The organism is Macrococcus armenti (genome assembly GCF_020097135.1).
GTDB classification, from domain to species: Bacteria; Bacillota; Bacilli; order Staphylococcales; family Staphylococcaceae; genus Macrococcoides; species Macrococcoides armenti.
Map to the genome: position 1 here is coordinate 1969614 of NZ_CP083608.1, position 26319 is coordinate 1995932.

Here is a 26319-nt window from a genome sequence, read left to right on the forward strand (position 1 = left end):
ATCCTCAGATAAGGATGTCTTTTAATCTTATCTGCCAGCTTATGCTGCAGGATTTAGCACCTTACATAACGCAGGTTGCTGGACATCAATGGGCCTGTTCCCTCCGTCCGTCTTGATAAGTGTTTTAATTGTTAATCATTATATTAGAGCTTTAAAGTATTATTGTCAATGAAATGACAATAATTTCTGAAAAATTAGCCGTACTTTTTTATCGAATGCAAACCATCCCATTGCATCGCTTTTTCTTCAATCACAGTTAAAAATATGTCTCTCGCTTTTTTATATGAAGAGAAATCGAATGGATAAACTTTCGCCAAATCTACTTTAAATTGACTATAGCGTTCTCTTTCACTTGCATACGCTCTGAAGTAGTCTCTTAGCTTCAACCTTCTTTGAAGTTCTTCATTATTCGGTTCATAAACGAATAAATGAAATTTATGATCATGCGTTGCATACAATGTATGTTCTGCCTGTTTACATATCAATTCATAGCCGAGTGATTCCAATGTTTCACAATCAATATGTCCTTCTAACGCAATATCAACTGTAGCACGTGCATCCATGCCAGGTATCGCGGTAGAGCCGATATGATATATATTACATGTCGAATGAACAACTTGTTTCAGACGTAACTGTTCACCTATATACAGATGCTGCCAAATACTATCATAAGGAACAATCATCACTTGCTTCATTCCATCACCTATTTCCAAATATTATAAATTTATTATACTACTTTGTTTACACTTTCACAAACTATAGTGTTGAGCATTTTTCATTTTCATGCTATTATTAATTCCGAGTTAACAGATATGATTAATTATAATTAGAGGTGTAATTGATGAGCTTACCTTTTATGGATATATTTAAAGATTGGGCATCAAATTATGATGATGCCGTAACAGGTCGTAATCCTGAGTATAAAGACGTATTCGCAAACTATGATTTTATGATTGAACAAGCAACAAAACATGCAGGGCATCGCGTTACCGAATTCGGTCCGGGTACCGGCAATATGACAAATTTCTTACTTAAACGTGGCGCTGATGTACAAGCAGTTGAACCGAGTGAGGATATGGCAAAACTTGGCGAAGAGAAGACGGGTATATCTTTTGAACGTGGTGATTTTTTAAACTTTAACGCCCGTGAAACAGACACTTTCATTTCATCATTTGCATTTCATCACTTAACAGATGAAGAAAAGATGGATGCTATACGTAAGTATAAGGATTTACTTCATGAAGATGGGAATATCATTATATTAGATACGATGTTTAACGATTTAGAGGAGAAAGAACAAATTAAATCGTATTATCACGAACTCGGTTATAACAATCTAGTAGATGATTTAAACAGAGAGTATTATCCATTAAAGGAAACGATGCAGAAAATTGCTGATACATTAGGTTTTGATTATCAATCAACGCAGCTCAATCGTTTCGCTCATTTACAAATATTAACGAAGAAGAAAATAAAAACACCACTCGACTTAATCGGCAATACGCCATTAGTAGAGCTGAAAAACTTTCCATTAAATAATGGTAATCGCTTATTTGCAAAACTTGAATTTTATAATTTAGGTGGTTCAGTTAAAGATCGTCTCGGTATGAACATCATTGAACAGGCATTGCTTCGTGGTGAAATTAAAACGAACACTGTCGTAGAAGCAACTGCAGGTAATACAGGTATCGGGTTAGCACTGGCATGCCAAAAATATAACTTAAAATTACGCGTTTATGTACCAGAAAAATTCAGCGTAGAAAAACAGAGCATTATGCGCGCGCTCGGTGCAGAAATTATTAACACTCCGACAGAACATGGTATGCTGTATGCGAGAGAACAAGCTTTAAATTTCGCACAGGAGACAGGTGCATTCTATACGAATCAGTTCGAAGCATTCGATAATCCAGCAAGCTATAATGCACTCGCTGATGAAATTAAAAGAGACGTTGGACAAGTGGATGTTATCGTTGCCGGTGCTGGAAGTGGCGGCACGTTCACAGGACTTGCACAACACTTCAAAGAAAGTTATCGTGTCATTGTAGAACCTGAAGGCTCAATACTAAATGGTGGTGCTGCAGGCAGTCATCGCACAGAAGGTATCGGTGTTGAAAAATGGCCACCATTCCTTGAAAAAGATTTAATCAATAAAATCGAAACAATTTCAGATATCGATGCATTTACACGCGTAACAGAACTAGCTCAAAAAGAATCTTTACTTATAGGTTCATCGAGCGGTGCTGCATTACACGCTGTGTTAAAAGTACAGGAATCAATGACAAACAGCAATATCGTCGTCATCTTCCCGGATGCAGCAGAACGTTACTTATCAAAACAAATATTCAATATTAAAGGAGAATAAATGATGCAAAAGAAAACAATGATGATTCATGGTGGTAATACAATCGATGAATATACTGGTGCTGTGAATCCACCAATTTATCAGACTAGTACATATAAACAGGATGGCATCGGTAATATGCGTCAAGGGTATGAATATTCACGTTCGGCAAACCCTACGCGTACTGCATTAGAGTCATTAATCAGAGATTTAGAATCCGGTGATGCAGGATTTGCATTTGGTTCAGGTATGGCAGCTGTTTCTTCAGTTGTTATGTTATTAAATGCAGGAGATCATATCGTTGTCGGTAGCGACGTTTATGGTGGTACATACCGTGTATTCACAAAAGTATTCGAACGCATCGGTATACAATCAACATTTGTTGATACGACTGACTTAGATGCTGTTGAAGCGGCGATTACAGACAACACAAAAATGTTATATATCGAAACACCAACAAATCCATTATTAAACGTTACAGACATTCGTAAAATGGTAGAGATTTCTAAAGCTCACAATTTAATTTCTGTCGTAGATAATACATTTATGACACCGTATTACCAGAATCCATTAGAACTTGGGGCAGACATCGTATTACACTCTGCAACGAAATATATCGGTGGTCATAGTGACGTTGTAGCAGGTCTTGTTGTAACACGCACACCTGAATTATCTGAAGCAGTTGGGTTTATTCAGAACTCTGTAGGTGGCGTATTAGGACCACAAGATAGTTTCCTACTTGTACGTGGTATTAAAACATTAGCGATTCGTATGGAACAAACTGAAAAAACAACATTAAAGATTTTAAACTTCTTAAAAGAACAGCGCGTTGTAACGAATATTTTCCACCCTTCTTTACTAGACAAAAAATCTAAACAAATCCACGAATCACAAAGTTCAGGATACGGTGGTATGATTTCATTCGATGTAGGGTCTAAAGAAAACGCAGAAAACTTAGTAAAAGCTACAAAGTACTTTACGTTAGCTGAATCACTCGGTGCTGTTGAAAGTTTAATCTCTGTACCGAGTCAGATGACACACGCTTCGATTCCGAGAGAACGTCGTCTTGAACTTGGTATTACAGATGGTTTAGTAAGAATTTCAGTAGGAATAGAAGATAGCGAAGACTTAATTGAAGATTTATCACAAGCATTTAAACAATTAAACTAAGGAGTGTACATGATGACTAATAAAATGAACGTTGAAAGTTTTAACTTAGATCACACAATCGTAGATGCACCATTCGTACGTTTAGCCGGAATTAAAGAAGGTATTAAAGGCGATGTTATCCATAAGTATGACATTCGCTTTAAACAACCGAACAAAGCACATATGGAAATGCCGGCACTACATTCACTTGAACACCTCATGGCTGAGAATATTCGTAACCATACGGATAAAGTTGTTGATATCTCTCCTATGGGATGCCAGACAGGTTTTTATATATCACTTATTAATCACGATGACTATGAAGATGTGCTTTCTATATTAGAGAAAACTTTAAACGATGTTATAGCTGCTAAAGAAGTACCTGCTTGTAATGAAGTACAGTGCGGCTGGGCAGCAAGTCATTCATTAGAAGGTGCACAAGCACTTGCAGAAGAGATGTTATCTAAAAAAGAGCACTGGGATGTTATATTCCAGGAAGGAAAAGCACCTGAAGCTTAATATAACAAAGAAAAACCACTAACAGTATGCACTGTTAGTGGTTTTTAGAATCTCATCATATTCGCTGCACCATATACATCTTCAAATACATTCAATACATTTAACTTCTCATCTACAATATCTAAATGATATGGACCTGACATCTCATTAATCGCATTAATTTTATCGATTTCTGTATCTTTACGCTTTATAAAATTAAACGAAACCGTATAATCCGACTTCTCACCTGTACCATACACAAGTTCTCCTAGCACACGCTCAGTACCGTTACCTTCAAACAATGATTTCAATTCTTGAGGTAAAGTAAATCTGAATCTGTAATGTGGTGTATGATGCATTAAATAATCATAAAGTACGCGATCAATCTTATAATCCAGTTTAAAAGTGACACCATTGTCATGATGTGAAACATTTAAATTTTTTATCATAAAATGCGGCATCATAAATGCTTCATTCTCAAAATTATCAGGAATAGAGAACTTCTGCTTAACCTCTACATTCGAACTTAATTTATGTTTCATTTGTTCACCTTGATTTCTCGTTAAATAATAATAGAACGCACTCGTTACACCTACAAATACGAGCGCACCGATTGTTTGTTTACATTTCATACATATTACCCCTTTATACTTTTATTTCTTTATACCCATAAAAACGCGAAGTAATGCATTTTTATAATATATATCATATTCTTTATAATTTTTACTTTAAATTAATATTCTATCAATAATTAATGGGTATTATAGTCGTAATTGGAGATGATAATATGTTTACAGAAAAAGAACGTATCAACTTAATACTTTCATACGGCTTAGAAGATGCGATTGAACTGTACAATAAGTTTAATGCCCATGCCAATGAACATTTCTTTGAATATAAACACTTCAGTATACAACTCAAACAAAAGTATTATTTACCTGACAAACTTTCGCTCGCTATCAGTTATATCGAATTATGTTATCGCAACCATTTATCAAACTACGATGAAATCATAGACTTTTTCCATACATTACGTGCTATAGAGCGTCAGGTTGCAAATTAAAAGGGATTCAACTATATACAGTCGAATCCCTTTTATTATTATTTCAATTCACTTAAATAACTCTTTCCAAACTCTGGCATTTCAACACCAAAGTTATCTGCAATTGTCGCGCCAATTGAAGCGAATGTCGTATGCGATTCTAATTCACGACCACCATCAAAGTGTTTGCTGTACATTAATAATGGTACATATTCTCGCGTATGGTCTGTTCCAGGCATTGTAGGATCGTTACCATGGTCAGCTGTAATTATGAGTAAATCATCTTCTCTTAATGCTTCTAATAATTCACCAAGTCTGTCATCGAATGCTTTAATCGCATTCATATAACCTTCTTTATCACGTCGATGTCCATACAACGCATCAAAGTCTACTAAATTCAGGAAGCTGATACCATCAAAATCAGATTTCACAACGTCCATTAATTTATCCATACCATCCATATTATCTTTTGTACGGATTGACTTCGTCACACCTTCTCCATCATAAATGTCATTAATCTTACCGATTGCAATAACATCTCGCCCTGCATCCTGTAACGCATTCATCACTGTACGTCCGAATGGTTTTAATGCATAGTCATGACGGTTAGAAGTTCTTGTGAAGTTACCAGGTTCACCTACGTATGGTCTTGCGATAATACGTCCGATTAAATACTTCGGATCTTTCGTATACTCACGAACTTTCTCACAAATTTCATAAAGTTCCTCAAGTGGGATAATCTCTTCATGTGCTGCAATTTGCAGTACTGGGTCAGCAGAAGTATAGATGATTAAGTCACCTGTTTTCATTTGGTGTTCGCCCCACTCATCAATAATCGCTGTTCCTGAAGCCGGCTTATTCGCGACAACTTTACGGCCTGTCATCTCTTCAATAGCTGTTACGAGTTCATCAGGGAACCCATCCGGATATACTTTGAATGGCTGATCGATATTCAGACCCATAATCTCCCAGTGGCCTGTCATCGTATCTTTTCCGACAGATGCTTCTGATAATTTCGTATAGTATGCTTCTGGTTTGTCGACTTCATTAACGACTGGAAGCTGTGCGATATTACCTAATCCTAACTTTTCTAAGTTCGGTAATTTCCCTTCATATCCTTCTAGTGTATGTTTTAAAGTATGGCTTCCAGTATCACCAAACTTCTCTGCATCTGGTGCTTCACCAATCCCAACAGAATCCATTACGATGAGATGAACTCTTTTAAATGTCATAATATCTCTCCTATTCAGTTATGACTTTATGAATTAACACTGGCGCTTCTGCGTGGTCAGAGATTTCAATATTGTCATAGATTTTGTTCATTACATCCTCTACATTATCACGGTTTGCATAAATTGTTACAAGTGATTCGCCTTCCTCAACTTCGTCGCCAACTTTCTTGCGTAACATTAATCCTACTGCAAGATCAATCGTATCTTCTTTTGTCGCACGGCCTGCTCCAAGCAGCATAGAAGCAATACCTACTTCATCAGCAACGATCTTGCTTACTACACCTGTGCGTTTCGCTGGTACTTCAATGATATATTTCGCTTGTGGTAATTTCGTTACATCATCAACTACTGATGGGTCTCCACCTTGGTTTTTAAGAAATGTTTTAAATTTCTCCAGCGCTTTACCGTTGTTAATTACTTCTTGTAACTGTGCACGTGCATCTTCAAGTGTGTTTGATTTACCTGCAAGCACGACCATCTGGCTACCTAACGTTAAAACAAGCTCCGTTAAATCTTCAGGACCTTCTCCACGTAAAGTTTCGATTGCCTCTTTCACTTCTAGCGCATTACCAATCGCATATCCTAATGGTTGACTCATATCAGAAATAATCGCCATCGTATTACGTCCAACATTATTACCGATTTTAACCATTGCAGTTGCTAACATTTCTGCATCTTTATCTGTTTTCATAAATGCACCCGCACCTGTTTTAACATCAAGTACAATCGCATCTGCACCAGCTGCAATCTTTTTACTCATAATACTTGATGCAATAAGAGGTATACTATTTACTGTTCCTGTCACGTCACGTAATGCATAAAGTTTCTTATCAGCAGGTGTTAAGTTCCCTGTCTGTCCGATAACAGCAAGTTTATCTTCGTTTACAATTTTCACAAAATCATCTTCTGAAATTTCTACATGGAAACCTTCCACCGCTTCTAACTTATCAATCGTACCACCTGTATGACCCAGGCCACGCCCGCTCATCTTCGCAACTGGAATATCCAGCGCTGCAACTAAAGGTCCAAGCACTAAAGTTGTCGTATCACCTACACCACCTGTTGAGTGTTTATCAACTTTAATCCCTTTAATTGCTGATAAGTCAATTTGATCACCACTTTCAACCATTGCCATCGTTAAGTTTGCACGCTCTTCATCATTCATATCCTGGAAGAAAATCGCCATCGCTAAACTTGATGCTTGGTAATCCGGAATATCACCATTCGTATAACCTTTGATGAAAAACTCGATTTCTTCTTTCGTAAGCGCGTGTCCATCTCGTTTCTTCGTAATAATGTCTACCATTCTCATTATCTTTTCCTCCTTTGTAAACGCTTGCTTCAACTTTATAAGGGAAAGGGAATTAATAATCCCCTTTAGCTTCTTCACCTTTTAAAATTTGTACGCCAGCACTTGCACCGATACGTGTTGCACCTGCCTCAATCATCTTCATAACGTCCTCATAAGAACGTACACCACCTGAAGCTTTTACACCCATAACCGTACCAACTGTTTTACGCATTAATGCTATATCCTCTTTCGTTGCACCACCAGTTGAGAAACCAGTAGATGTCTTCACGAAATCCGCACCTTGTGCTTGTGCAATCTCACATGCTTTTACTTTCTCTTCTTCTGTTAATAAAGCTGTTTCGATAATTACCTTTGTCGTAACATCACCTGCAGCATCAACTACCGCTTTAATATCTTCAGCTACCAAATCATAGTTCTTATCTTTAAGTGCACCTACGTTAATCACCATATCAACTTCACCGGCACCATTTGCAATTGCATCTTTCGTCTCAAATGCTTTCACAGCAGGTGTATTCGCACCTAACGGGAAACCGATAACTGTACATACTAATACATCCGTTCCTTCTAATAATGATTTTGCGTATGCAACATGCGTAGGATTTACACAAACACTCATAAATCCATATTCGCGTGCTTCGTGTGCAAGTTGTTCAATTTGTGCTTTCGTCGTTTCAGGCTTTAATGCTGTATGATCAATATACTTTGCTAAGTTCACGATTCATCCTCCTTTAATTTCATCTTCATTATAACAGATAATGAACAAAAGTAAAAATGATATATGAACTTTTGTTCAAGTTATATTAATTGCTTTGCCGTTATACTATCTGTAATTAATACGTTAGGAATTTTTCCATTTAAAGCACCACGAATTGCTTCAACTTTATGCTGTCCACCTGCAACAAGTATGCTTGTTGGAATCTTACGTAATGTGCTTAGTGTTACACCCATCGTTCTGTCATCAACAAATGCATCTGCAGTTTTACCTTTTTCATTGTAAAACCTTGAGCAAATATCTCCTACAGCATTCATCTTTAATCGTTTCATTTCATCTTTGTTAAAGAAACCAAGCTTGAATAACAATGCTTCATCTCTTACTGTACCTGTTGTATAGATAGCTACATTACATTTCGGTGCCATGTTGAGTATGCCTTTAATATGACGGTCTGCACTAACAAGTTTCTTCACTTCTTTATTATCAAAAATTACCGGAACCGGTAAATCGCGCGGAATGGAATTAAAACTTTGTGCGAACAATGATAACGTCTCATGAGAATTTGTTGCAACATTTGAATAAGAAATTCCACCTTTAAGTTGAATCGTCTCAACCCCATGCAAATTCGTTTGGGGCATTTGTTCTGCAACATGATACATCGTCTTCCCCCAGCTCACACCGACAACATCATTGTTTTTAACAGTACGTGCTAAATATTCTGCTGCGCTTTCAGAAATCGCCTTAATTACAGCCTCATATCGATCACTCGTTACTTCTTTAATGATCACATCTTTCAAACCATACTTTTCTTTAATTAAACGTACAAGTTCTTCACTTTTATCATAAGGATCATGAATTGTCACCTCTACAATACCCATCTCTCTTGCATATTGCAGTTGCCTTGAAACAGTTGGTCTTGAAATATTCAACTCATCTGCAATTTCTTTTTGACCTAAATCTTCTTCATAATACATTTTCGCAATTTTTATACATTGTTTAGTTTTGTCTTCAACTTTATCTTCCATTCTCTTCACCCCTACGCTTCAATTTTATATAAAAATACAAAAAAATACACTCCAAATCATTTGGAGTGTAAATATATTATTATTTCAAGAATGATTTTAGCATCCAGTTATGTTTTTCAAGGCTAGTGATCATTCCTAAGAACATATCTGCAGTCATTTCATCATCTGCCGATTCTGCTGCTGCCTTACCTTCTTCTAATTGTTTAATAATCTTATCGAAGTCTTTCGATAAATCTTTAACCATATCTTCAGCCGTTAAATCTTTTTTCGCTTCTTTAACTACTGATAGTTCAAGTGATTCCTTCAGTGTTGCAATCGGATTACCTTGAATTGCAAGAATGCGCTCCGCAAGTTCATCGATATATGTACTTGCTTCATTATAAAACGCTTCAAACTTCTCATGTAAACTGAAGAAGTGAGGTCCTTTTACATACCAGTGATAGTTATGTAGTTTTGTAAATAATACCGTCCAGTTAGCAACTTGCTGGTTTAATGCTGCAACTACTTTGTTGTCATTTGATTTCTTAGCCATATGAATCTCTCCTCTTCCTTATTTATATTAATTATTATATTAGAATTATTCTAATTAATCAAGAGTTATGTCTTATTTTATTAATTATGGGTATACTATTAAAAAGGAGGCGCCTATGTTAAAAAAATATTTATTACCAATTATCATCTGTTTCATTTTCTTGTCTTTAATTTTAACAATCGATTACTGGAAAGTTTTAATTATCGATACACTTACTTCTACCCCTTTTATCATTGTTTTATGCATATGTGCATTATTAGCTGCATTACTTGCATATTTTTTCAGTAAGCTTGCATACAAAGTCGATAATGATCCTGATCTAGAACATTACGAGCAGGACCGCGCAAGTTTTAAGAAGTTTTCTGAAATGAATATCTTTTTAATTATCTCTTTTTACTTTGCATTAGGTTCAATATTACTTGTGAGTTTAAATGACGCGCCAATCAGTTTAGGAATTGTAAGTATTATGACGCTTATCATCGCGATTGTAATGCGTTACTACGGTTATAAGATGATTAATAAACTTTATCCTGAGCGCGATCTACCACAAAACTTTGAATCAGACTTTGATGATAAACTAATTGATTCATTAAATAAAGAAGAAATGATCACTATATTTACCGGGTTATATAATGCTTTTAAACTTACGAATATCGTATTACCGGCAGCAATGCTTCTTGTAACGATATATAGTTATGCAACTGGTATTCCACAACACTTTGCACTGAGTACAATTGCCGGTTGTGCGATTGCAATAAACGTTATGTATCAAATTACTGTGAGAAAGCTAATATAAACATTAAGATACAAATAAAGGATAGAGACAAATTGTCTCTATCCTTCTCTATTATCCTTCATCTGATAATAATGGTTTATCTGGTTGTACGAAGAACCATAATACAATAGCACCAACTGCCGGGATTATCATTAAGTAGAATGTTGTATCCCAACCGTAATGCTGTACTAAGTATCCACCTAGCATCGGACTAATAAATGCGCCGATATTACCCCATAAGTTCATCCATCCTGAAACTGTTCCTGAGAAGTTACGACCTAAGTCAGTTGCTGATGCCCAGCTCATACCCATCGATAATCCTACACCACCAAGACATAATGATAAGTAGATTAAGTTCATTGTCATATCATTTGTCTGTACTGATAAGAATAACGATACTGCGAACACGATAAATCCGAAGATTGCAATAAGTGCTCTTGCTTTAAATCTAGAATAACCTTTTGAAATAATAGCGTCAGAAATTGATCCACCTGCCATAATTAATATAAACATGATTAACCAAGGTGCTGCTGCTAAAAATTTCATATCTTTTAATACGACATGATATTCTTCCTGTAAATATGTCGGTAACCAGATTAAGAATAATGTAATTACGAACTGAACAACAAAGTATTGTCCTGCAATTGCAAAGAAACTGAAACGTTTAAAGAATAAACCCCACGGTGCAGATTTCTTATCTGTTTGAACAACATCACGATTCGCCATGATATAAGCTTTTTCCGCTTCATTTACCATCTTATGATGTTCCGGTAAATCTTTAGCAATGATTAGCCATAGTGCTGCAATTACAATACCAATCGCACCGAAAATAAAGAATACTGCTTCCCATCCGAATGCCTGATAAATTGCAATGGTTACAAATGGTGCAATAACTGGTCCGAAGTATGAACCTGCTAATAACGCACTAGATGCGCGACCTTTTTCACTTTTTGCAAACCAGTATGTATTAAACACAGCATTAGAAGGATACATCGGCCCTTCCCCAACACCGAATAGGAAACGCATCGCATAAAGTAACCCGTGATTTCTTACAACACCTGTTAAGATTGTAAATGCACTCCACCATACGAGTGCGAATGTTAACATTTTCTTAGGACCAAACTTTTCTGCCATAATTCCTGCCGGCACTTGCATTAACGCATAACCTGCCGCAAACATAGATGCGAGCATACCAAACTGTGTTTTATTCATATTTAAGTCTTCCATCATTGGCTGTGCGATATAAGAAATATTCGCTCTATCCATATACGCGATAACTCCAATTAAGAAGAACATTAATGCAAACATCCATCTAATTTTCGTAGCTTTTTGATTCATTATTTTCACCTCATTAAATAATACGGTCATCATATGACCAATTGACTAGATTAAAAATAACACATCATGTAATCGATTACAATGACTTTGTGAAATTTTAATAATAATTCTGTAAATTTGTTATATAACAAGCATGCTCATATTATCTTTTTCAATTATTTAAATTGAATTCCTCTTCTACATAACAGCCAATATATTATTAGTGTATATTGAAAAACATTTCACATTGTTTATCATGAGTTGAAACAAAAAACCGAATGATTTTGAAGATTCCTTACTTTCAATATCATTCGGGCAATTATTAAATGTTTAAATTAAATCAGTTTTTCTCTAAAGTGTTTTGTATATTCATTCAGTTCATAGTCTTCAGGGACTTGCTCTGTTCTTACAACAAGAACGTCGCACTTCGCATACCTTACAATTGCATCAGATACACTACCCATTACAAATCTCTCAAGCGCATTATAGCCACTTGAACCACACATAATTAAATCCGCATTATACTTTACAGCAATCTGCTTCGGTATAATATTTTTTGCTGATCCGTGCTCAACAACAATTTCAACATCTTTAACGCCGTGTGAAGCTGCAATTGCCTTATATCCTTCTAACAATTCTAATGCATATTGATGTGCATTCTCAGATATTGAACCTCCTAAAGCTTCAACATTTGCATACGTTCTAATATCCACAATGTGTACAAGAACGAGTTTTGCTTCATTTCGTAAAGCTACACCAATGCCTTTTTCGAATGCATATTCACTTACTTTAGAGCCGTCTAACGGGATTAATATTGTATTGTAATTCAATGTACTCCCTCCTATCCTTATATTTATTATACCACTTTAATAATTATAAGCCTAAGTTTTTCATGTAATGATCACGCGCATCTGCTTTAATCGTTTCATTCGGCAGGAAATACCATAATCCATCTTCAAGAATTGATCCTTCACCTTGAAGTTGTACTTTCTTCACATTACGTACTGCACCATTATATCCAGTTGCGAGTCCTTTTAGATCATCAAATGATAAATCCGTTACAACGTTGCCTTCAACATTTTTTAAGATGCTGTCTAACTTCGTTACAGAATCAACACTTAATACTTTTGTTGCCAATGCCTGAATTACAATTTGTTGACGTTCCTGACGACCAAAGTCTCCGCCTGCACCATCTTCTTTACGACTTCTAATAAATGACATTGCCTGGTCACCATTCAGATGTGATTCCTGACCTTTTACAAAACGATTACCGTTCGATGTAAATGTAGCGTTGCTCACAACATCTATGCCCCCAACTTCATCGACCATTTCGTGCATACCATCCATATTAATCGTTGCATAATAATCTATTGGAACATTCATAAGTTTCTCAACAGAATCGATTGCCATCTTAGCCCCACCATACGCGTATGCGTGAGCGATTTTTTCATTTGTACCTTTACCAACCATTTCACTGTATGTATCACGAGGAATACTTAACATTTGAGACTGATTTGTCTTCGGATTAATACTCATTAATATAATTGAATCACTTCGTCCTGCATCGCCTGTTGCTAAACGTTGTTTATTAGAATCAACACCAAACAATGCGACACTTATTGCATCTTTATTCGCAATGCTGACTTTATTTCCTCGAAGTTCAGATTTTTCACGGCCATCAATTTTATGCTGTATATTATCTGCCGTTTGTTTCACCTTTAAATATGAACCACCGACAAACCACGTTGCAATTAATAACATAATTACAAACACTAGCAAAAATATACCTAGACATCCAAATCGTCTCTTTTTCTTCTTTTTCATTAGTCCACCTCATAATTTATTAATTCATTTTATATAAAGTATACTAATAAAGGTTTATTTATACAAAATTTATTTAGTAAAAATAAGTAAATTATCGCGTATATCTACTGCTATAAATCCTTCATTCAATAATCGTTCAATCTTATAAACATCATCTACATGGATAGCTATCTCTTCACCGCATTTCCGTCTTTCATCACGATATTTCAAGAAGATATAACGGACTTTATCGCCATATACAAAATCTTTTGCAATAATATGCATATCATGATGAAATTTATCTTTAATACTTGCAATGTTATCAGGATGTACTGTCGCCATAATAATTGTGTACCCTTCTGGAATTCGTTCAAATAACCACTCACCCATCTTCTTCTGTAACCCTAGTCCACGATAGTCCGGATGAACGATAGATATATCCGAATATATTATATTTTTTTGAGATACACTCATATTCGAAACATACTTTCCTAAATAATCTTTTTTAGGAATATGCATCGATCGAAATGCAATAACTTCATCACCATTTTTGCAAACACACAATACTTCATCATTAATGTTATCCATAATTTCATCTTTTGAAAGTGTTACAAGCATTTCTTTATCATTAATATGTTCAAATGCTCTATTTTGCACCATCAAAATTTTTTCAATATCTTCCAAACATGCAAAACTAATTTTCACAGTTCATTCCTCCCGTTCAGTAAAACTTATCACATCTTTTAAATTATATTACAATATAGTTCTGTAAGATCTAATTTTGCTCCTTTACATAATGATACATTCTATTAAATAAATATATAATCTCACTAATTCCCCCGATTACTATTCTTAAATAAATGTTTATCTTGCTATGATTGTTCAGATAGGCATATCAGCTTTAATGTAACTATCTCATTTTATCTAATATATAAATAAAATTATGTTTTATTAGAAAATTTTAGAAATAATGTTGTATGTAAATAACTTTTCAAAAAAATGATGAATTCAACTAAAAATTTCATTTACACAATACACTAAAATTAATATAATATGAATAGTAATTTTATAATTTATCCAAAAGGAGTGTATTGATTTGAAAAAAACTACAAAAGCACTAAGTAGTATCTTTGTTGCATCATCTTTATTATTTACTAGCGTATCTTTTGAAAATCAAGTTGCGCACGCTGTTACAAGTTCTGAAGTTACGAATAGCTACTCTGAACTCGTTAGCGGACAATCTTTCACTGTATTAGATGGTCTTCGTGAGAAACATAATTTAACGTTTAAAGATGTTTCAATTGAAGATAATAAAGTTAAACTATTATTTAATTATAGTTCACGTTCTATCATTAAAGAAGGATTTTTAAACACAAACGTTTATACATATTCAAACGACTTAAATAAAGTCGATAGTTTCAGTGAAAATGTAAAGTACGTTAACTCAAAATCTATTGAAATTACTCTAGATACAGCACAAATCAAGAAAAATGACGGCTATATCTACCTTGATTTTGGTGCTTCAAATAAACAAGACGATTTCAACAGCTACTTAACTAAAAAATTCAAAGTAAAATTAACAGAACAAATCGACATTCCTGAAGTACCTTCTACTGAAGAACCAACAACAGAAGTACCGACTACTGAAGGCCCAACGAATGAAGCACCGACTACTGAAGAACCAACAAACGAAACACCAAAGGATGGCCCAGGCTCTATCGTTGTGAACAATGAGAGTATGTCACCATACTATTCAAAACAACCAACTGGTTTCTCTTCATATGATGAGAGTTTCATTCAACAAAGTTTAAAATCATTCAAGTCATCTAAACCGATGATGATTGATAAAAACTTTGAATTGACTGAAGAAGAACTAAACACTAGAAACTTAAGACCAAACACTAGTATTATGCCTTCAATTTCTAAATATGAGATTGGCGATCAAAAGTCATTTATCACAGTTAATATGGAAGGAAACTCAGAAAGAGACGAATATACTAGAGCAACTTTACAGTATAAAGGTTCTAAAGCTTTAGTTTGGGTTGCAGATCCTAACGTAACAAGAGCAGATGCTGAGAAATTAGGTCGTGAATTCGATAATAACATCGCACCATTAATTCATGAAAACTTTGGTGAAGAATCAGATTTAGATGGTAACGGCAAAGTTAACATTTTATTATTTGATATTAAAGATGGATTTGGTGTAACTTCTAACGGTTACGTTGGTGGTTACTTCCATGGGCGTGATTTAAAACCAGAAATGCGTGGATCTAACAAAATGGAAATCTTCTACATGGATACTTATCCGTCAATGGGATACCCTGCAAATGCGCCTAAAGATATCACTAAAATTTACTCAACAGTTGCACACGAGTTCCAGCACATGGTTAACTTCAATGCAAAGCATATCGAACAATCTAGCGGCATGGATACTTACTTAAATGAAGCATTCTCAATGGCTGCAGAACACATTTATAATGGACCTATCCAGGACCGTATTGATTACTATAACAATTCACGTTCAATCCAGAACGGTCATTCATTAACATACTGGACAAACGCTGGTGATACATTATCAAACTACTCACTTTCATACTTATTTGGTCAATACTTAAATGAACAAGCAGGTATCGGCGATAAGATTTACAAAGAAGTTATCGCTTATGACGGTGATACAACTGATGCTTTACAACACGTTATTCATAAATATGTAAGCCCTACTAAATCTGTAGGTCAATTTATGACTGATTTCCGTATTGCCTTAATCAAAAAAGATAAATCTGGTCAATATAGCCTAGGTAATGAATCTGAGTTCCAGTATATTAAAACACCATATGCTAACTCAATTCCTCGTGGATTATATCCACAAGCATCTGTTGCTTTAAGAACAGATGATGTGAGTTTATTCCAAGCACCTAGAAATAAAGGTGAAGATATTCGTTATGAAGTCGTTCCCGACTAATTTGTAACATTTAATTGCAATATAAATACCGAGTGCATTCATAATGCACTCGGTATTTTGCGTTCTATAATTCAGCCGGCTGAACTTGTTGACGCAAGAACTCTTCTTGCTCCTCTTTATTAATCTTTACAATCTTAAATCCTGTATAACCGTATATAAGTGAAATAATTGGTACAACAAAATTTAAAATGGCATATGGTGCATAGTCAAATACATGCACACCTAGTGTTGCTAAAATGAATACTCCACATGTATTCCACGGTACAAATACACTTGTAAGTGTACCACCATCTTCTAAACAGCGAGATAAGTTTTTCGGATGTAAACCTTTATCAATAAATGCTTTTAAAAACATACGACTAGGTACTACGATACTGATATATTGCTCTGAACATGTCGCATTTACAGTGAAACAACTTGCTAATGTCGCTGCAATTAAACTTCCCGTAGATTTTGCAACTAATAATATCTTCGAAATTAATGCTTCTAACATACCACTGAACTCTAAAATTCCACCAAATGTCATCGCAACAATAGTCATCGAAATCGTAAAGAACATCGATTCTAGACCCCCCTTGTTGAATAACTCCGTTACAAGGGCATTTTCAGACTTCATAACATAACCTTCTTGTAGTGTTTTTGCTATGACTTGTAAACTATCTCCCTGAACAAAGAATTGACACCCAGAACCTAATATAATACCGACAACAAGCGCAGGTACTGCAGGTACTTTAAGCGCTACAAGGACAATAACCGCTACAGGTACTAACAATAGCCATGGTGATAATGTGAACTGCGCTTCCATTGCTTTTGTAATCGAATCAATTTTAGTCGTATCTAAATGACCACCACTAAACTGTCGACCGATAAAGAAGTAAGCAGTTAACGCAATGATTAATCCAGGAATTGTAGTAAAGAACATATGTTTAATATGATCGAATAAATCTGTACCTGTTAAACCAGATGCTAAGTTTGTAGTATCAGATAACGGGCTCATCTTGTCTCCGAAGTAACTACCAGAAATTACAGCACCAGCAATCATACCTGCTGGAATATCCATACTTAATCCAATCCCCATACCAGCAACCCCAACAGTCGCCATCGTAGACCAGCTTGAACCGATAGCAAGTGCGACGATACCACATATTAAACAGATTGTTACTAAAAACATTGCTGGTGATATCATTTTAAGTCCGTAATAAATCATCGTTGCAACAATACCGCCACCAATCCACGCACCGATTACAAGACCAACTAAAATAATAATAACAATTGCAGGTAATGCCATCTTTATACCACGGTACATCATTTCTTCAATCTGCTCCCAAGTAAAACCGTGACGATGCGCAACAATTGCTGCTACCGCTGTTCCAATCATTAACGGGATATGCGGTGCTTGTTTAAGTTTTACAACCCAGAACAACATACATATAATCATAATCATTAATGGGACGAGCGCCCAGAAGACATTAATGTCCTTTCTCTCAATAACCTTCTTTTCTTTTGACATGTTTCATTCTCCCCTTATAAATGAAATCGCTTACTTTTTATATTTTAATGTATAAATGCACAAAAATCTATACTGAATTTTCGAATAACTTCATAATTTCTTCAATATAATAGAGAAAAAAACATAAAAAAACCTCGCCTTAATAATCTAAGACGAGGTATTTACTCTATAAAATCGAGGTTATAAGATTAGAATTATTTTTCTTTCTTATCTTCTTTTTTGCTTTCAGTTTTGTCAGTAACTTGACCTTTTACTGTTGATTTAGTTAAATCTTTAACACTTCCAGAAATAGTTCCTTTATTGTTCGTCATAACTTCATCCCCACTTTCCTTTTAGTTTAAAGTTATATTAACATAAACATTCATTTAATTCATGTATTATGTCTTGAACAACTATTTACCTTTTCTAGTTGTTAAATATAATCCAACTAGTAAGCTCATGATACCAGCACCAGCAAGTAAACCGTTACGTTGCTCACCTGTTAAAGGTAATGCATCGTTTTGTTCAGATACTTTATCTTTTGTAACTTGATCATTTGAAGTAGTTGTCGATGTTGAGTTGTTATTACTATCTTTGATAATTACTTCATTTGTATTACTATCAGTTGATTTATCATCTGTTGATTTACCATCTGTTGATTTACCATCTGTTGATTTACCATCTGTTGATTTATTACCGCTAGATTTGTCATTGCTAGTTTTATTTGGTGTTTCTGTTGTTGGCTCTTCTGTTGTTGGTGCTTCTGTCGTTGGTGCTTCTGTAGTCGATGCTTCTGTTGTTGGCGCTTCCGTCGTTGGTGCTTCTGTCGTTGGCACTTCCGTCGTTGGCGCTTCCGTTGTTGGCGCTTCCGTCGTCGGATCTTCTGTCGTTGGCACTTCTGTTGTTGGCGCTTCTGTAGTCGGTGCTTCTGTCGTTGGCGCTTCCGTAGTTGGCGCTTCTGTTGGTTCTACAACTAAAATATTTCTTGTAAATGTAAATGTATTGCCATCAGAATCTACAACTTTGTATACAACTTGATAATTTCCTGCTTTAGAAGTATCTACATTATTGCTTGTGATTTCAATATCACTAGTGATATTCCCATCTTCTGCGTCTGTCGCTTCAACACCTAATAATGGATCGAATTTATCTCCAACATTAAATTTATTTGAATTTGCTGAAGTAATTACTGGAACATTATTAGTACCAGCTTGTTCAGATACTAAAATATTTCGTGTAAATGTCATTGTGCTGCCATTTGAATCAGTTACTCTATACACTACTTGATACGTTCCTGGCTTAGATGTATCAACGTTATTTGAAACAATTGTAATCTTTGAAGTTAAGTCTCCGTCTTCTTTATCCATAGCAGTTACATTAGCCATAGGATCAAATTCCGAACCAATTACAACATTGTTTGATCCAGTTGATGTAATTGTTGGAATTTCATTCGGTGTATTTTGTGCTGATACTAATAAGTTACGTGTAAATGTAAATGAGTTTCCTTTTGAATCAAATACTTTGTAAATTACTTGATATGTTCCCGGAACACTTGTATCAACATTATTACTTATTACTTCGATATTAGAAGTTAAATCTCCATCTTCAGGATCCGTAGCAACCATACCGTCTAATGGGTCAAATGTATCTCCCACAATTAAATTGTTAGAAGCTGTTGATTTAATTACAGGTGCTGCATCAGTTGGCGCTTCTGTCGTTGGTGCTTCTGTTGTTGGTGCTTCTGTTGTTGGCACTTCTGTTGTTGGTGCTTCTGTTGTTGGTACTTCTGTTGTTGGCACTTCTGTTGTTGGCGCTTCTGTTGTTGGTAATGGCATTTCCGTTGTTGGCACTTCTGTTGTTGGTAATGGCATTTCCGTTGTTGGCGCTTCTGTTGTTGGTAATGGCATTTCCGTCGTCGGCGCTTCTGTTGTTGGTAATGGCATTTCCGTCGTCGGCGCTTCTGTTGTTGGTAATGGCATTTCCGTTGTCGGCGCTTCTGTTGTTGGTAATGGCATTTCCGTTGTTGGCGCTTCTGTTGTTGGTAATGGCATTTCCGTTGTCGGCGCTTCTGTTGTTGGTAATGGCATTTCCGTTGTTGGCACTTCTGTTGTTGGTAATGGCATTTCCGTTGTCGGCACTTCTGTTGTCGGCACTTCTGTTGTCGGTACTTCTGTTGTTGGCACTTCTGTTGTTGGTACTTCTGTTGTTGGTTCTTCTGTTGTTGGCACTTCTGTTGTTGGTACTTCTGTTGTTGGCACTTCTGTTGTTGGCACTTCTGTTGTCGGTACTTCTGTTGTCGGTACTTCTGTTGTTGGTACTTCTGTTGTCGGTACTTCTGTTGTTGGTGCTTCTGTTGTTGGTTCTTCTGTTGTTGGTTCTTCTGTTGTTGGTTCTTCTGTTGTTGGCGCTTCTGATACTAGTATGTTTCTAGTTAAATCAAACGTGTTGCCATCAGAATCAGTTACACGGTAAACAATTTCATATGTTCCAGGAATAGCAGTATCAACATTGTTGCTAACGATTTCAATACTTGAAGTTAAATCTCCATCTTCTACGTCTGATGCAGTTACATCAGCCATCGGATCAAATGCTTCACCCTTCATCAAGTTGTTAGATCCAGCAGAAGTAATTTTAGGTACATTGTTAGATACTGTACTTGGAGAAACAATGATACTTCTTGTTAAAGTCATTGTGTTTCCTTGTGAATCAGTTACTTGGTAAACAATTTCATACGTTCCAGGGGTTGAAGTATCCACGTTATTACTTACGATTTTGATTTCTGAAGTTAAATCTCCATCCTCTGCATCTGATGCAGTTACATCAGCCATCGGATCAAATGCTTCACCTTCAACGATATTATTTGATCCAGCAGAAGTAATTGTCGGCACTTCATTTGGAGCAACTTGCGCTTTTACAAGGATATTACGCGTGAATGTAAATGTATTTCCTTTAGAGTCAGTTACTTTATAAATAACTTGGTATGTACCAGGTACACTTGTATCAACATTATTGCTTTCAACAATAATATCTGAAGTGATATCTCCATCTTCTTTATCCATAGCAATAACATCAGCCATTGGATCAAATGAATCTCCAACTACTAATTCGTTGTTACCAGTATTTACGATTGTTGGTGGCTCATCCGTCGTCGGCGCTTCTGATACTAGTATGTTTCTAGTTAAATCAAACGTGTTGCCATCAGAATCAGTTACACGGTAAACAATTTCATATGTTCCAGGAATAGCAGTATCAACATTGTTGCTAACGATTTCAATACTTGAAGTTAAATCTCCATCTTCTACGTCTGATGCAGTTACATCAGCCATCGGATCAAATGCTTCACCCTTCATCAAGTTGTTAGATCCAGCAGAAGTAATTTTAGGTACATTGTTAGATACTGTACTTGGAGAAACAATGATACTTCTTGTTAAAGTCATTGTGTTTCCTTGTGAATCAGTTACTTGGTAAACAATTTCATACGTTCCAGGGGTTGAAGTATCCACGTTATTACTTACGATTTTGATTTCTGAAGTTAAATCTCCATCCTCTGCATCTGATGCAGTTACATCAGCCATCGGATCAAATGCTTCACCTTCAACGATATTATTTGATCCAGCAGAAGTAATTGTCGGCACTTCATTTGGAGCAACTTGAGCTTTTACAAGGATATTACGCGTGAATGTAAATGTATTTCCTTTAGAGTCAGTTACTTTATAAATAACTTGGTATGTACCAGGTACACTTGTATCAACATTATTACTTTCAACAATAATATCTGAAGTGATATCTCCATCTTCTTTATCCATAGCAATAACATCAGCCATTGGATCAAATGAATCTCCAACTACTAATTCGTTGTTACCAGTATTTACGATTGTTGGTGGCTCATCCGGAGTTGGTGCTTCTGTTGTCGGTGCTTCCGTCGTTGGTGCTTCTGTTGTCGGTGCTTCCGTCGTTGGTGCTTCTGTTGTCGGTGCTTCTGTTGTTGGCGCTTCTGTTGTCGGTGCTTCTGTTGTAGGCGCTTCTGTTGTCGGTGCTTCTGTTGTTGGTGCTTCTGTTGTTGGTGCTTCTGTTGTTGGCGCTTCTGTTGTTGGTGCTTCTGTTGTTGGTGCTTCTTTCGGTACCACATTATCTAAGTCGATTTGACAATCAACACCTGCTCCGTCAGTTCCAACAAGCATCGTTTTAATTACAAGATCATATATTGAAGAAGTATCAAATGTACCATCAATTTTTAATAAATAACCAGTGTTAACGTTGCCAAAGTTAACTCCTAATTGATTCATCTCAGCGTAGTAGTCAACAGGTGTTAATTGTTGTGTTAATTGTGAGTAATCAACCGGCTGCCCTGGTACTAATGTATTGTTTGGGTCTGCGTAAATCTCTACTTTCGTTGTTGTTGCATCTTGAATAATAACACTTGAATCATCAACAACATTTGCTTCTATAAATAGAAGCAGATCATTTAAAGATTCGCGATCCGTATTTACATAAACATATTGTGTATAAGTACCAGCTGTGTAATCCACATCAGTAACTTGAGATGATCCATTTAATTTACATACCGCTTCTGAGTTAGTAACAACATCGCCTTCTGCCGCATATACTGGGCTAATATTTGCTGCAACTGGTGAAATCCCTCCAACTAAAATCATCGTTCCTAATACTAAAGATGGATTGGCAAGAGAAAACTTCTTATTTCCTTTATTTTTTTTCATTTAATGTTAAGCTCCTTACATATTTTTTGATGGTATCATTTGACACTTTTTAAGAAAAAGGTATAAAAAATTAATTTTTATCATGATAAATCAACATAATTATAACGAAAAAATACAATATTTTCAATGTAATTATGAAAAATCAAAGAATTTTACATATTATGTTGACTAATATATAAATGCGTGTTATTGTCCAATTATAGATTCAATAAATACTATTTAGGAGTTAAATATGAAAAAAAATTTAATATTACCATCCGCTTTATTACTTACTATCGCTCTTGCTTCACAAGCTAATGCAGAAAGCATTCCTCAAAAGTCACTTTCGGAAGTTAAAACTATTACTAGTACGCAAGACATTAAACCCGCATTAAAGATGAGTCCAATTAATAAGAATGTTAAAGCTAATTTAGATCAATATAAGATTGTAGAAACTAAAAAAGACAAAAAAGGTTTTAAACATTATACTTTAGTTCCTCATGTTAATGGAGTTAAAGCTTTAAACTCTGAAATCAAAGTTCATACAGATGCTAAAGGTAACGTAACATTTATTAACGGTGAACTTAACCAAAAGAAACTAGTACCAACAAATACTGTTACACTTTCTAAGGTGGATGCAGTGACGAAAGCATTTACTGTAACAGACTTCAAACAAAGCGAAGTTAAAAACTTCAAAAACAAGGATGTCGTTAAGTTCAATAACTTAGTTATTGACCCTATCCTTAACAAATATATTTACAACATTCGTATCATTTACGTATCACCTCGCATTGAAACTTGGGATGTAAAAGTTGATGCACAAACAGGAGAAATACTTTATAAACGTAACCTTGCAGAATCTGAAAACTTTGCACCTTCAGATAGCGCAATCGGAAACGACGGTACACCAGCTGCGGGCCGTGGTGTAAGCACGAAAGGAATGTACAGACCACTTAAGATTTTCAAATCTAATGTAGATAATCGTTTCTGGTTAAGTGACCAAACAAATCCTACATTAATGGAAACATATGATTTATTCAGTACTGATGTTCAGCGCTGGCAAGTAATGTCGAGCGATAGCACAATTTTCAGAAGTGAAAACTTAAAACCAGCTGTAGACGCTCATTATTACGCTAATCAAACTTATAAATACTACAAAGATGTTCACGGACGTGAATCTTATGATGGAAACGGTGCGCCATTATATTCTATGGTTCACTACAAGTACAAAGAAAACAATGCATTCTGGACTGGAGAAGCAATGGTATATGGTGACGGAGACGGTAGAGAATTTGGCCCTCTTTCACAAGCAAACGATATTGTAGCTCATGAACTTACACATGCAATTACATTTAACACAGCAGGTTTAGAGTACGCTTATGAACCAGGCGCATTAAATGAGAGTTTCTCTGATGTTATGGCATACTTCCTTGATCCAGATTGGTTAATGGGTGAAGATGCTTATACTCCAAATACTCCAGGTGATGCTTTACGTTCATTCGATAATCCTGAGAAATACGGACAACCTTCTCACTACTCTAAACGTTTCATTTGGCCAAATACAGAAGATGGTGACTTCGGTGCCGTTCACTGGAACTCAGGTATTCCTAATAAAGCATTCTACAATGTTATTGCAGTTGAAGGTTTATCAGCAGATAAAGCACAACATATTTATTACAAAACATTAGTAGAATACTTGACACCATATTCACAATTTAAAGATTGTAAAGCTGCTTTAATGCGTGCTGCAAGAGATTTATATGGTACAACTGAAGAACAACAAATCAAGAGAGCTTGGGACGCAGTAGGCGTTTATTAATACACTTAAGGTTGACAGCTTTATGTCAACCTTTTATCTATGTTAAAAGGAGATATGTATGAAGAAATTTTCAACAGTTTTAATTACAACAGCAATACTAACATCAGCTTTTGCAGCAGATGCGCAAGCTGATACTATTACAAAAAAATCTTTAGGTGAAGTCAATATTTCAACGCAAACCCAAGCTAAGAAACTATTAGAGAACCTACCTGGTAAATTTGAAATCGAAAAATATTCAGATCAATTTCATGTACAAAAAGTAGAAACGGACAATAAAGGCTATAAACATTATACGCTTATTCCGAAATACAATAATGTAAAAGCATTAAACAGAGAAGTCAAAGTTCACATTGATAACAATGGTAAAGTTGTATTAATAAACGGTGAATTAAATAAGCCTTCTCTTCAACCTAAAAATAATGTAACTTTAACACAACAACAAGCTTTACCCAAAGCTTTTGCTGCAGTTGGCATTAAACACTCTTTAGCAAGTAACCCTAATGGTGTTAACCCTGTCTTAAAAAACGAATTATCAATCAACGCAGATAAACAATTATATGTTTATGATATTCGTATCTCTACAGCTAATCCTGTTGTTTCACATTGGAATATACAAGTTGATGCAGCTACAGGTAATATTGTAGAGAAAAATGATTTACTTTCACACGTAACTACTGGTCGTGGTATTGGTAATGATGGTGCTTTTAAACCATTATTATTAGAGCAGCAGTCAAATGGCACTTTCGGTCTAAGAAACAAAAAAAATAATACAACAATTGAGACATTCGATGGTTTACATACAAACCGTGTAGATCGTATTCTTATGACAGATACAGATAAAATTTTCAAAGATGCAAACCAAAAGTCTGGTGTAGATGCACATTTCTACATCAACAAAGTTTATGACTATTATAATAAAGTTCATGGTAGAGATTCCTTTGATAACTACGGTAAAACAATTTTAAATGTAGTACATCATAGAACCGACCATAATAATGCTTTCTGGAATGGAACAGCAATGTACTATGGTGACGGTGACGGCATTAAATTCAATCCACTTGCAGGCAGTTTAGATATCGTGGCACATGAATTTACACATGCTATTACAGATGCTGAAGCAGGTTTAGTTTATCAAAACCAACCTGGTGCAATTAGTGAACATTTAAGTGATGCTTTCGCTTACTTTATTGAACCAGATTGGCAAATAGGCGAGAAAGTTTACACGCCAGGAACTAATGGCGACGCTTTAAGAAATATTATGGACCCTTCTATCTCTATTCCTTCTCAACCAGACCATATGCGTTATTATTTATACTTACCTAACACAACAGAAGGCGATAAAGGTGGAGTTCATTATAATTCAGGAATACTTAATAAAGCATTATATAATATGATTGGCGAAGAAGGGTTACCGATTTATAAAGTAGAACAAATTTATTATCGAACAATAAGTAATTATTTAACAGGTACTGCGAAATTTGTCGACTTAAAACAAGCACTAATTCGTTCAACACGTGACTTATACACTGAAGAAGACGCTCAAAAAGTAAAACGTGCTTTTGATAACGTAGGCATTGAAGATTCAATCTAATCTATTTATATATTAAAAGGAGT

Annotated in this window: 21 protein-coding genes, 1 pseudogene and 1 riboswitch; of the genes and pseudogenes, 9 read left to right on the forward strand and 13 right to left on the reverse strand. The window is 35.4% G+C overall.

Features of this window, described 5'->3' with window-relative positions:
- Window positions 1–24: 24 nt before the first annotated feature.
- Window positions 25–122, reverse strand: a riboswitch (SAM riboswitch).
- A gap of 72 nt (window positions 123–194) precedes the next feature.
- Window positions 195–713, reverse strand: coding sequence for a GrpB family protein (locus LAU42_RS10655; protein ID WP_224183532.1), 519 nt, complete (start codon window positions 711–713; stop codon window positions 195–197).
- Window positions 714–949: 236 nt separating this feature from the next.
- Between LAU42_RS10655 and LAU42_RS10660 the strand changes: the two are divergent.
- The 4 genes and pseudogenes from LAU42_RS10660 to LAU42_RS10675 form a co-directional block, all read left to right on the forward strand.
- Window positions 950–1321, forward strand: a pseudogene (locus tag LAU42_RS10660) (class I SAM-dependent methyltransferase); the annotation flags it as partial.
- Window positions 1322–1453: 132 nt separating this feature from the next.
- Entirely contained in the window at window positions 1454–2362 is a 909-nt protein-coding gene (locus LAU42_RS10665; protein WP_420908114.1) for a PLP-dependent cysteine synthase family protein, read from the forward strand.
- 3 nt (window positions 2363–2365) lie between these two features.
- Window positions 2366–3511: a bifunctional cystathionine gamma-lyase/homocysteine desulfhydrase gene (locus LAU42_RS10670; RefSeq protein WP_224184802.1), complete on the forward strand. Its 1146-nt coding sequence runs from the start codon at window positions 2366–2368 to the stop codon at window positions 3509–3511.
- A gap of 12 nt (window positions 3512–3523) precedes the next feature.
- Entirely contained in the window at window positions 3524–4009 is a 486-nt protein-coding gene (locus tag LAU42_RS10675) for an S-ribosylhomocysteine lyase (RefSeq protein ID WP_224184803.1), read from the forward strand.
- 44 nt (window positions 4010–4053) lie between these two features.
- Here the strand turns inward: LAU42_RS10675 and LAU42_RS10680 are convergent, their stop codons facing one another.
- Window positions 4054–4620, reverse strand: a complete 567-nt coding sequence (locus LAU42_RS10680; protein WP_224183533.1) for a hypothetical protein — start codon at window positions 4618–4620, stop codon at window positions 4054–4056.
- 155 nt (window positions 4621–4775) lie between these two features.
- On the opposite strand from LAU42_RS10680, the gene LAU42_RS10685 reads away from it, so the two are divergent.
- Window positions 4776–5051 (forward strand): hypothetical protein, encoded by a 276-nt coding sequence (locus LAU42_RS10685; RefSeq protein ID WP_224183534.1) that lies wholly within the window; start codon window positions 4776–4778, stop codon window positions 5049–5051.
- 38 nt (window positions 5052–5089) lie between these two features.
- On the opposite strand, the gene deoB is transcribed toward LAU42_RS10685, so the two are convergent.
- From deoB to LAU42_RS10710, 5 genes are all read right to left on the reverse strand, one after another.
- Window positions 5090–6262, reverse strand: coding sequence for a phosphopentomutase (deoB, locus tag LAU42_RS10690; RefSeq protein WP_224183535.1), 1173 nt, complete (start codon window positions 6260–6262; stop codon window positions 5090–5092).
- 10 nt (window positions 6263–6272) lie between these two features.
- The gene (locus LAU42_RS10695) at window positions 6273–7574 is read right to left on the reverse strand and encodes a pyrimidine-nucleoside phosphorylase (RefSeq protein ID WP_224183536.1); all 1302 of its coding nucleotides are present in this window, start codon (window positions 7572–7574) and stop codon (window positions 6273–6275) included.
- A gap of 52 nt (window positions 7575–7626) precedes the next feature.
- Window positions 7627–8289 (reverse strand): deoxyribose-phosphate aldolase, encoded by a 663-nt coding sequence (gene deoC / locus LAU42_RS10700; protein ID WP_224183537.1) that lies wholly within the window; start codon window positions 8287–8289, stop codon window positions 7627–7629.
- A gap of 80 nt (window positions 8290–8369) precedes the next feature.
- Window positions 8370–9311: a sugar-binding transcriptional regulator gene (locus LAU42_RS10705; RefSeq protein WP_224183538.1), complete on the reverse strand. Its 942-nt coding sequence runs from the start codon at window positions 9309–9311 to the stop codon at window positions 8370–8372.
- Window positions 9312–9390: 79 nt separating this feature from the next.
- Window positions 9391–9843, reverse strand: coding sequence for a Dps family protein (locus tag LAU42_RS10710; protein ID WP_224183539.1), 453 nt, complete (start codon window positions 9841–9843; stop codon window positions 9391–9393).
- Between the two features lie 115 nt (window positions 9844–9958).
- On the opposite strand from LAU42_RS10710, the gene LAU42_RS10715 reads away from it, so the two are divergent.
- A complete protein-coding gene (locus LAU42_RS10715) occupies window positions 9959–10639 on the forward strand; it encodes a hypothetical protein (protein WP_224183540.1) in 681 nt (226 codons plus the stop codon).
- A 51-nt stretch (window positions 10640–10690) separates the two neighbouring features.
- Here LAU42_RS10715 and LAU42_RS10720 read toward each other — a convergent pair whose 3' ends face one another.
- From LAU42_RS10720 to LAU42_RS10735, 4 genes are all read right to left on the reverse strand, one after another.
- Window positions 10691–11956, reverse strand: a complete 1266-nt coding sequence (locus LAU42_RS10720) for a pyruvate MFS transporter (protein WP_224183541.1) — start codon at window positions 11954–11956, stop codon at window positions 10691–10693.
- A gap of 314 nt (window positions 11957–12270) precedes the next feature.
- Window positions 12271–12765 (reverse strand): universal stress protein, encoded by a 495-nt coding sequence (locus LAU42_RS10725; RefSeq protein WP_224183542.1) that lies wholly within the window; start codon window positions 12763–12765, stop codon window positions 12271–12273.
- A 43-nt stretch (window positions 12766–12808) separates the two neighbouring features.
- Complete coding sequence (locus LAU42_RS10730; RefSeq protein ID WP_224183543.1) at window positions 12809–13759, reverse strand: LCP family glycopolymer transferase; 951 nt, start codon at window positions 13757–13759, stop codon at window positions 12809–12811.
- 69 nt (window positions 13760–13828) lie between these two features.
- Window positions 13829–14443 carry a GNAT family N-acetyltransferase gene (locus LAU42_RS10735; RefSeq protein ID WP_224183544.1) on the reverse strand — a complete coding sequence of 205 codons (615 nt, stop codon included), beginning with the start codon at window positions 14441–14443 and terminating at the stop codon, window positions 13829–13831.
- Between the two features lie 391 nt (window positions 14444–14834).
- Here LAU42_RS10735 and LAU42_RS10740 point away from each other — a divergent pair, with 391 nt between their 5' ends.
- Complete coding sequence (locus LAU42_RS10740) at window positions 14835–16700, forward strand: M30 family zinc metallopeptidase (RefSeq protein ID WP_224183545.1); 1866 nt, start codon at window positions 14835–14837, stop codon at window positions 16698–16700.
- Window positions 16701–16764: 64 nt separating this feature from the next.
- Here the strand turns inward: LAU42_RS10740 and nhaC are convergent, their stop codons facing one another.
- Window positions 16765–18210 carry a Na+/H+ antiporter NhaC gene (gene nhaC / locus LAU42_RS10745; protein ID WP_224183546.1) on the reverse strand — a complete coding sequence of 482 codons (1446 nt, stop codon included), beginning with the start codon at window positions 18208–18210 and terminating at the stop codon, window positions 16765–16767.
- A 392-nt stretch (window positions 18211–18602) separates the two neighbouring features.
- A complete protein-coding gene (locus tag LAU42_RS10750) occupies window positions 18603–22907 on the reverse strand; it encodes an immunoglobulin-like domain-containing protein (RefSeq protein ID WP_224183547.1) in 4305 nt (1434 codons plus the stop codon).
- A gap of 232 nt (window positions 22908–23139) precedes the next feature.
- Here LAU42_RS10750 and LAU42_RS10755 point away from each other — a divergent pair, with 232 nt between their 5' ends.
- Both LAU42_RS10755 and LAU42_RS10760 read left to right on the forward strand, forming a co-directional pair.
- Window positions 23140–24705, forward strand: coding sequence for a M4 family metallopeptidase (locus LAU42_RS10755; RefSeq protein ID WP_224183548.1), 1566 nt, complete (start codon window positions 23140–23142; stop codon window positions 24703–24705).
- A 58-nt stretch (window positions 24706–24763) separates the two neighbouring features.
- Window positions 24764–26296, forward strand: a complete 1533-nt coding sequence (locus LAU42_RS10760; RefSeq protein WP_224183549.1) for a M4 family metallopeptidase — start codon at window positions 24764–24766, stop codon at window positions 26294–26296.
- Window positions 26297–26319: the final 23 nt, after the last annotated feature.

What these genes read in the sequence shown, in the direction of transcription:
- LAU42_RS10755 (WP_224183548.1), top strand. Translation starts at nt 23,140, where the DNA reads ATGAAAAAAAATTTAATATTACCATCCGCTTTATTACTTACTATCGCT.
- LAU42_RS10675 (WP_224184803.1), top strand. Translation starts at nt 3,524, where the DNA reads ATGACTAATAAAATGAACGTTGAAAGTTTTAACTTAGATCACACAATC.
- deoB (WP_224183535.1), bottom strand. Translation starts at nt 6,262, where the DNA reads ATGACATTTAAAAGAGTTCATCTCATCGTAATGGATTCTGTTGGGATT.
- LAU42_RS10760 (WP_224183549.1), top strand. Translation starts at nt 24,764, where the DNA reads ATGAAGAAATTTTCAACAGTTTTAATTACAACAGCAATACTAACATCA.
- LAU42_RS10680 (WP_224183533.1), bottom strand. Translation starts at nt 4,620, where the DNA reads ATGAAATGTAAACAAACAATCGGTGCGCTCGTATTTGTAGGTGTAACG.
- LAU42_RS10730 (WP_224183543.1), bottom strand. Translation starts at nt 13,759, where the DNA reads ATGAAAAAGAAGAAAAAGAGACGATTTGGATGTCTAGGTATATTTTTG.
- nhaC (WP_224183546.1), bottom strand. Translation starts at nt 18,210, where the DNA reads ATGTCAAAAGAAAAGAAGGTTATTGAGAGAAAGGACATTAATGTCTTC.
- LAU42_RS10670 (WP_224184802.1), top strand. Translation starts at nt 2,366, where the DNA reads ATGCAAAAGAAAACAATGATGATTCATGGTGGTAATACAATCGATGAA.
- LAU42_RS10695 (WP_224183536.1), bottom strand. Translation starts at nt 7,574, where the DNA reads ATGAGAATGGTAGACATTATTACGAAGAAACGAGATGGACACGCGCTT.
- LAU42_RS10715 (WP_224183540.1), top strand. Translation starts at nt 9,959, where the DNA reads ATGTTAAAAAAATATTTATTACCAATTATCATCTGTTTCATTTTCTTG.
- LAU42_RS10710 (WP_224183539.1), bottom strand. Translation starts at nt 9,843, where the DNA reads ATGGCTAAGAAATCAAATGACAACAAAGTAGTTGCAGCATTAAACCAG.
- LAU42_RS10750 (WP_224183547.1), bottom strand. Translation starts at nt 22,907, where the DNA reads ATGAAAAAAAATAAAGGAAATAAGAAGTTTTCTCTTGCCAATCCATCT.
- LAU42_RS10705 (WP_224183538.1), bottom strand. Translation starts at nt 9,311, where the DNA reads ATGGAAGATAAAGTTGAAGACAAAACTAAACAATGTATAAAAATTGCG.
- LAU42_RS10720 (WP_224183541.1), bottom strand. Translation starts at nt 11,956, where the DNA reads ATGAATCAAAAAGCTACGAAAATTAGATGGATGTTTGCATTAATGTTC.
- LAU42_RS10685 (WP_224183534.1), top strand. Translation starts at nt 4,776, where the DNA reads ATGTTTACAGAAAAAGAACGTATCAACTTAATACTTTCATACGGCTTA.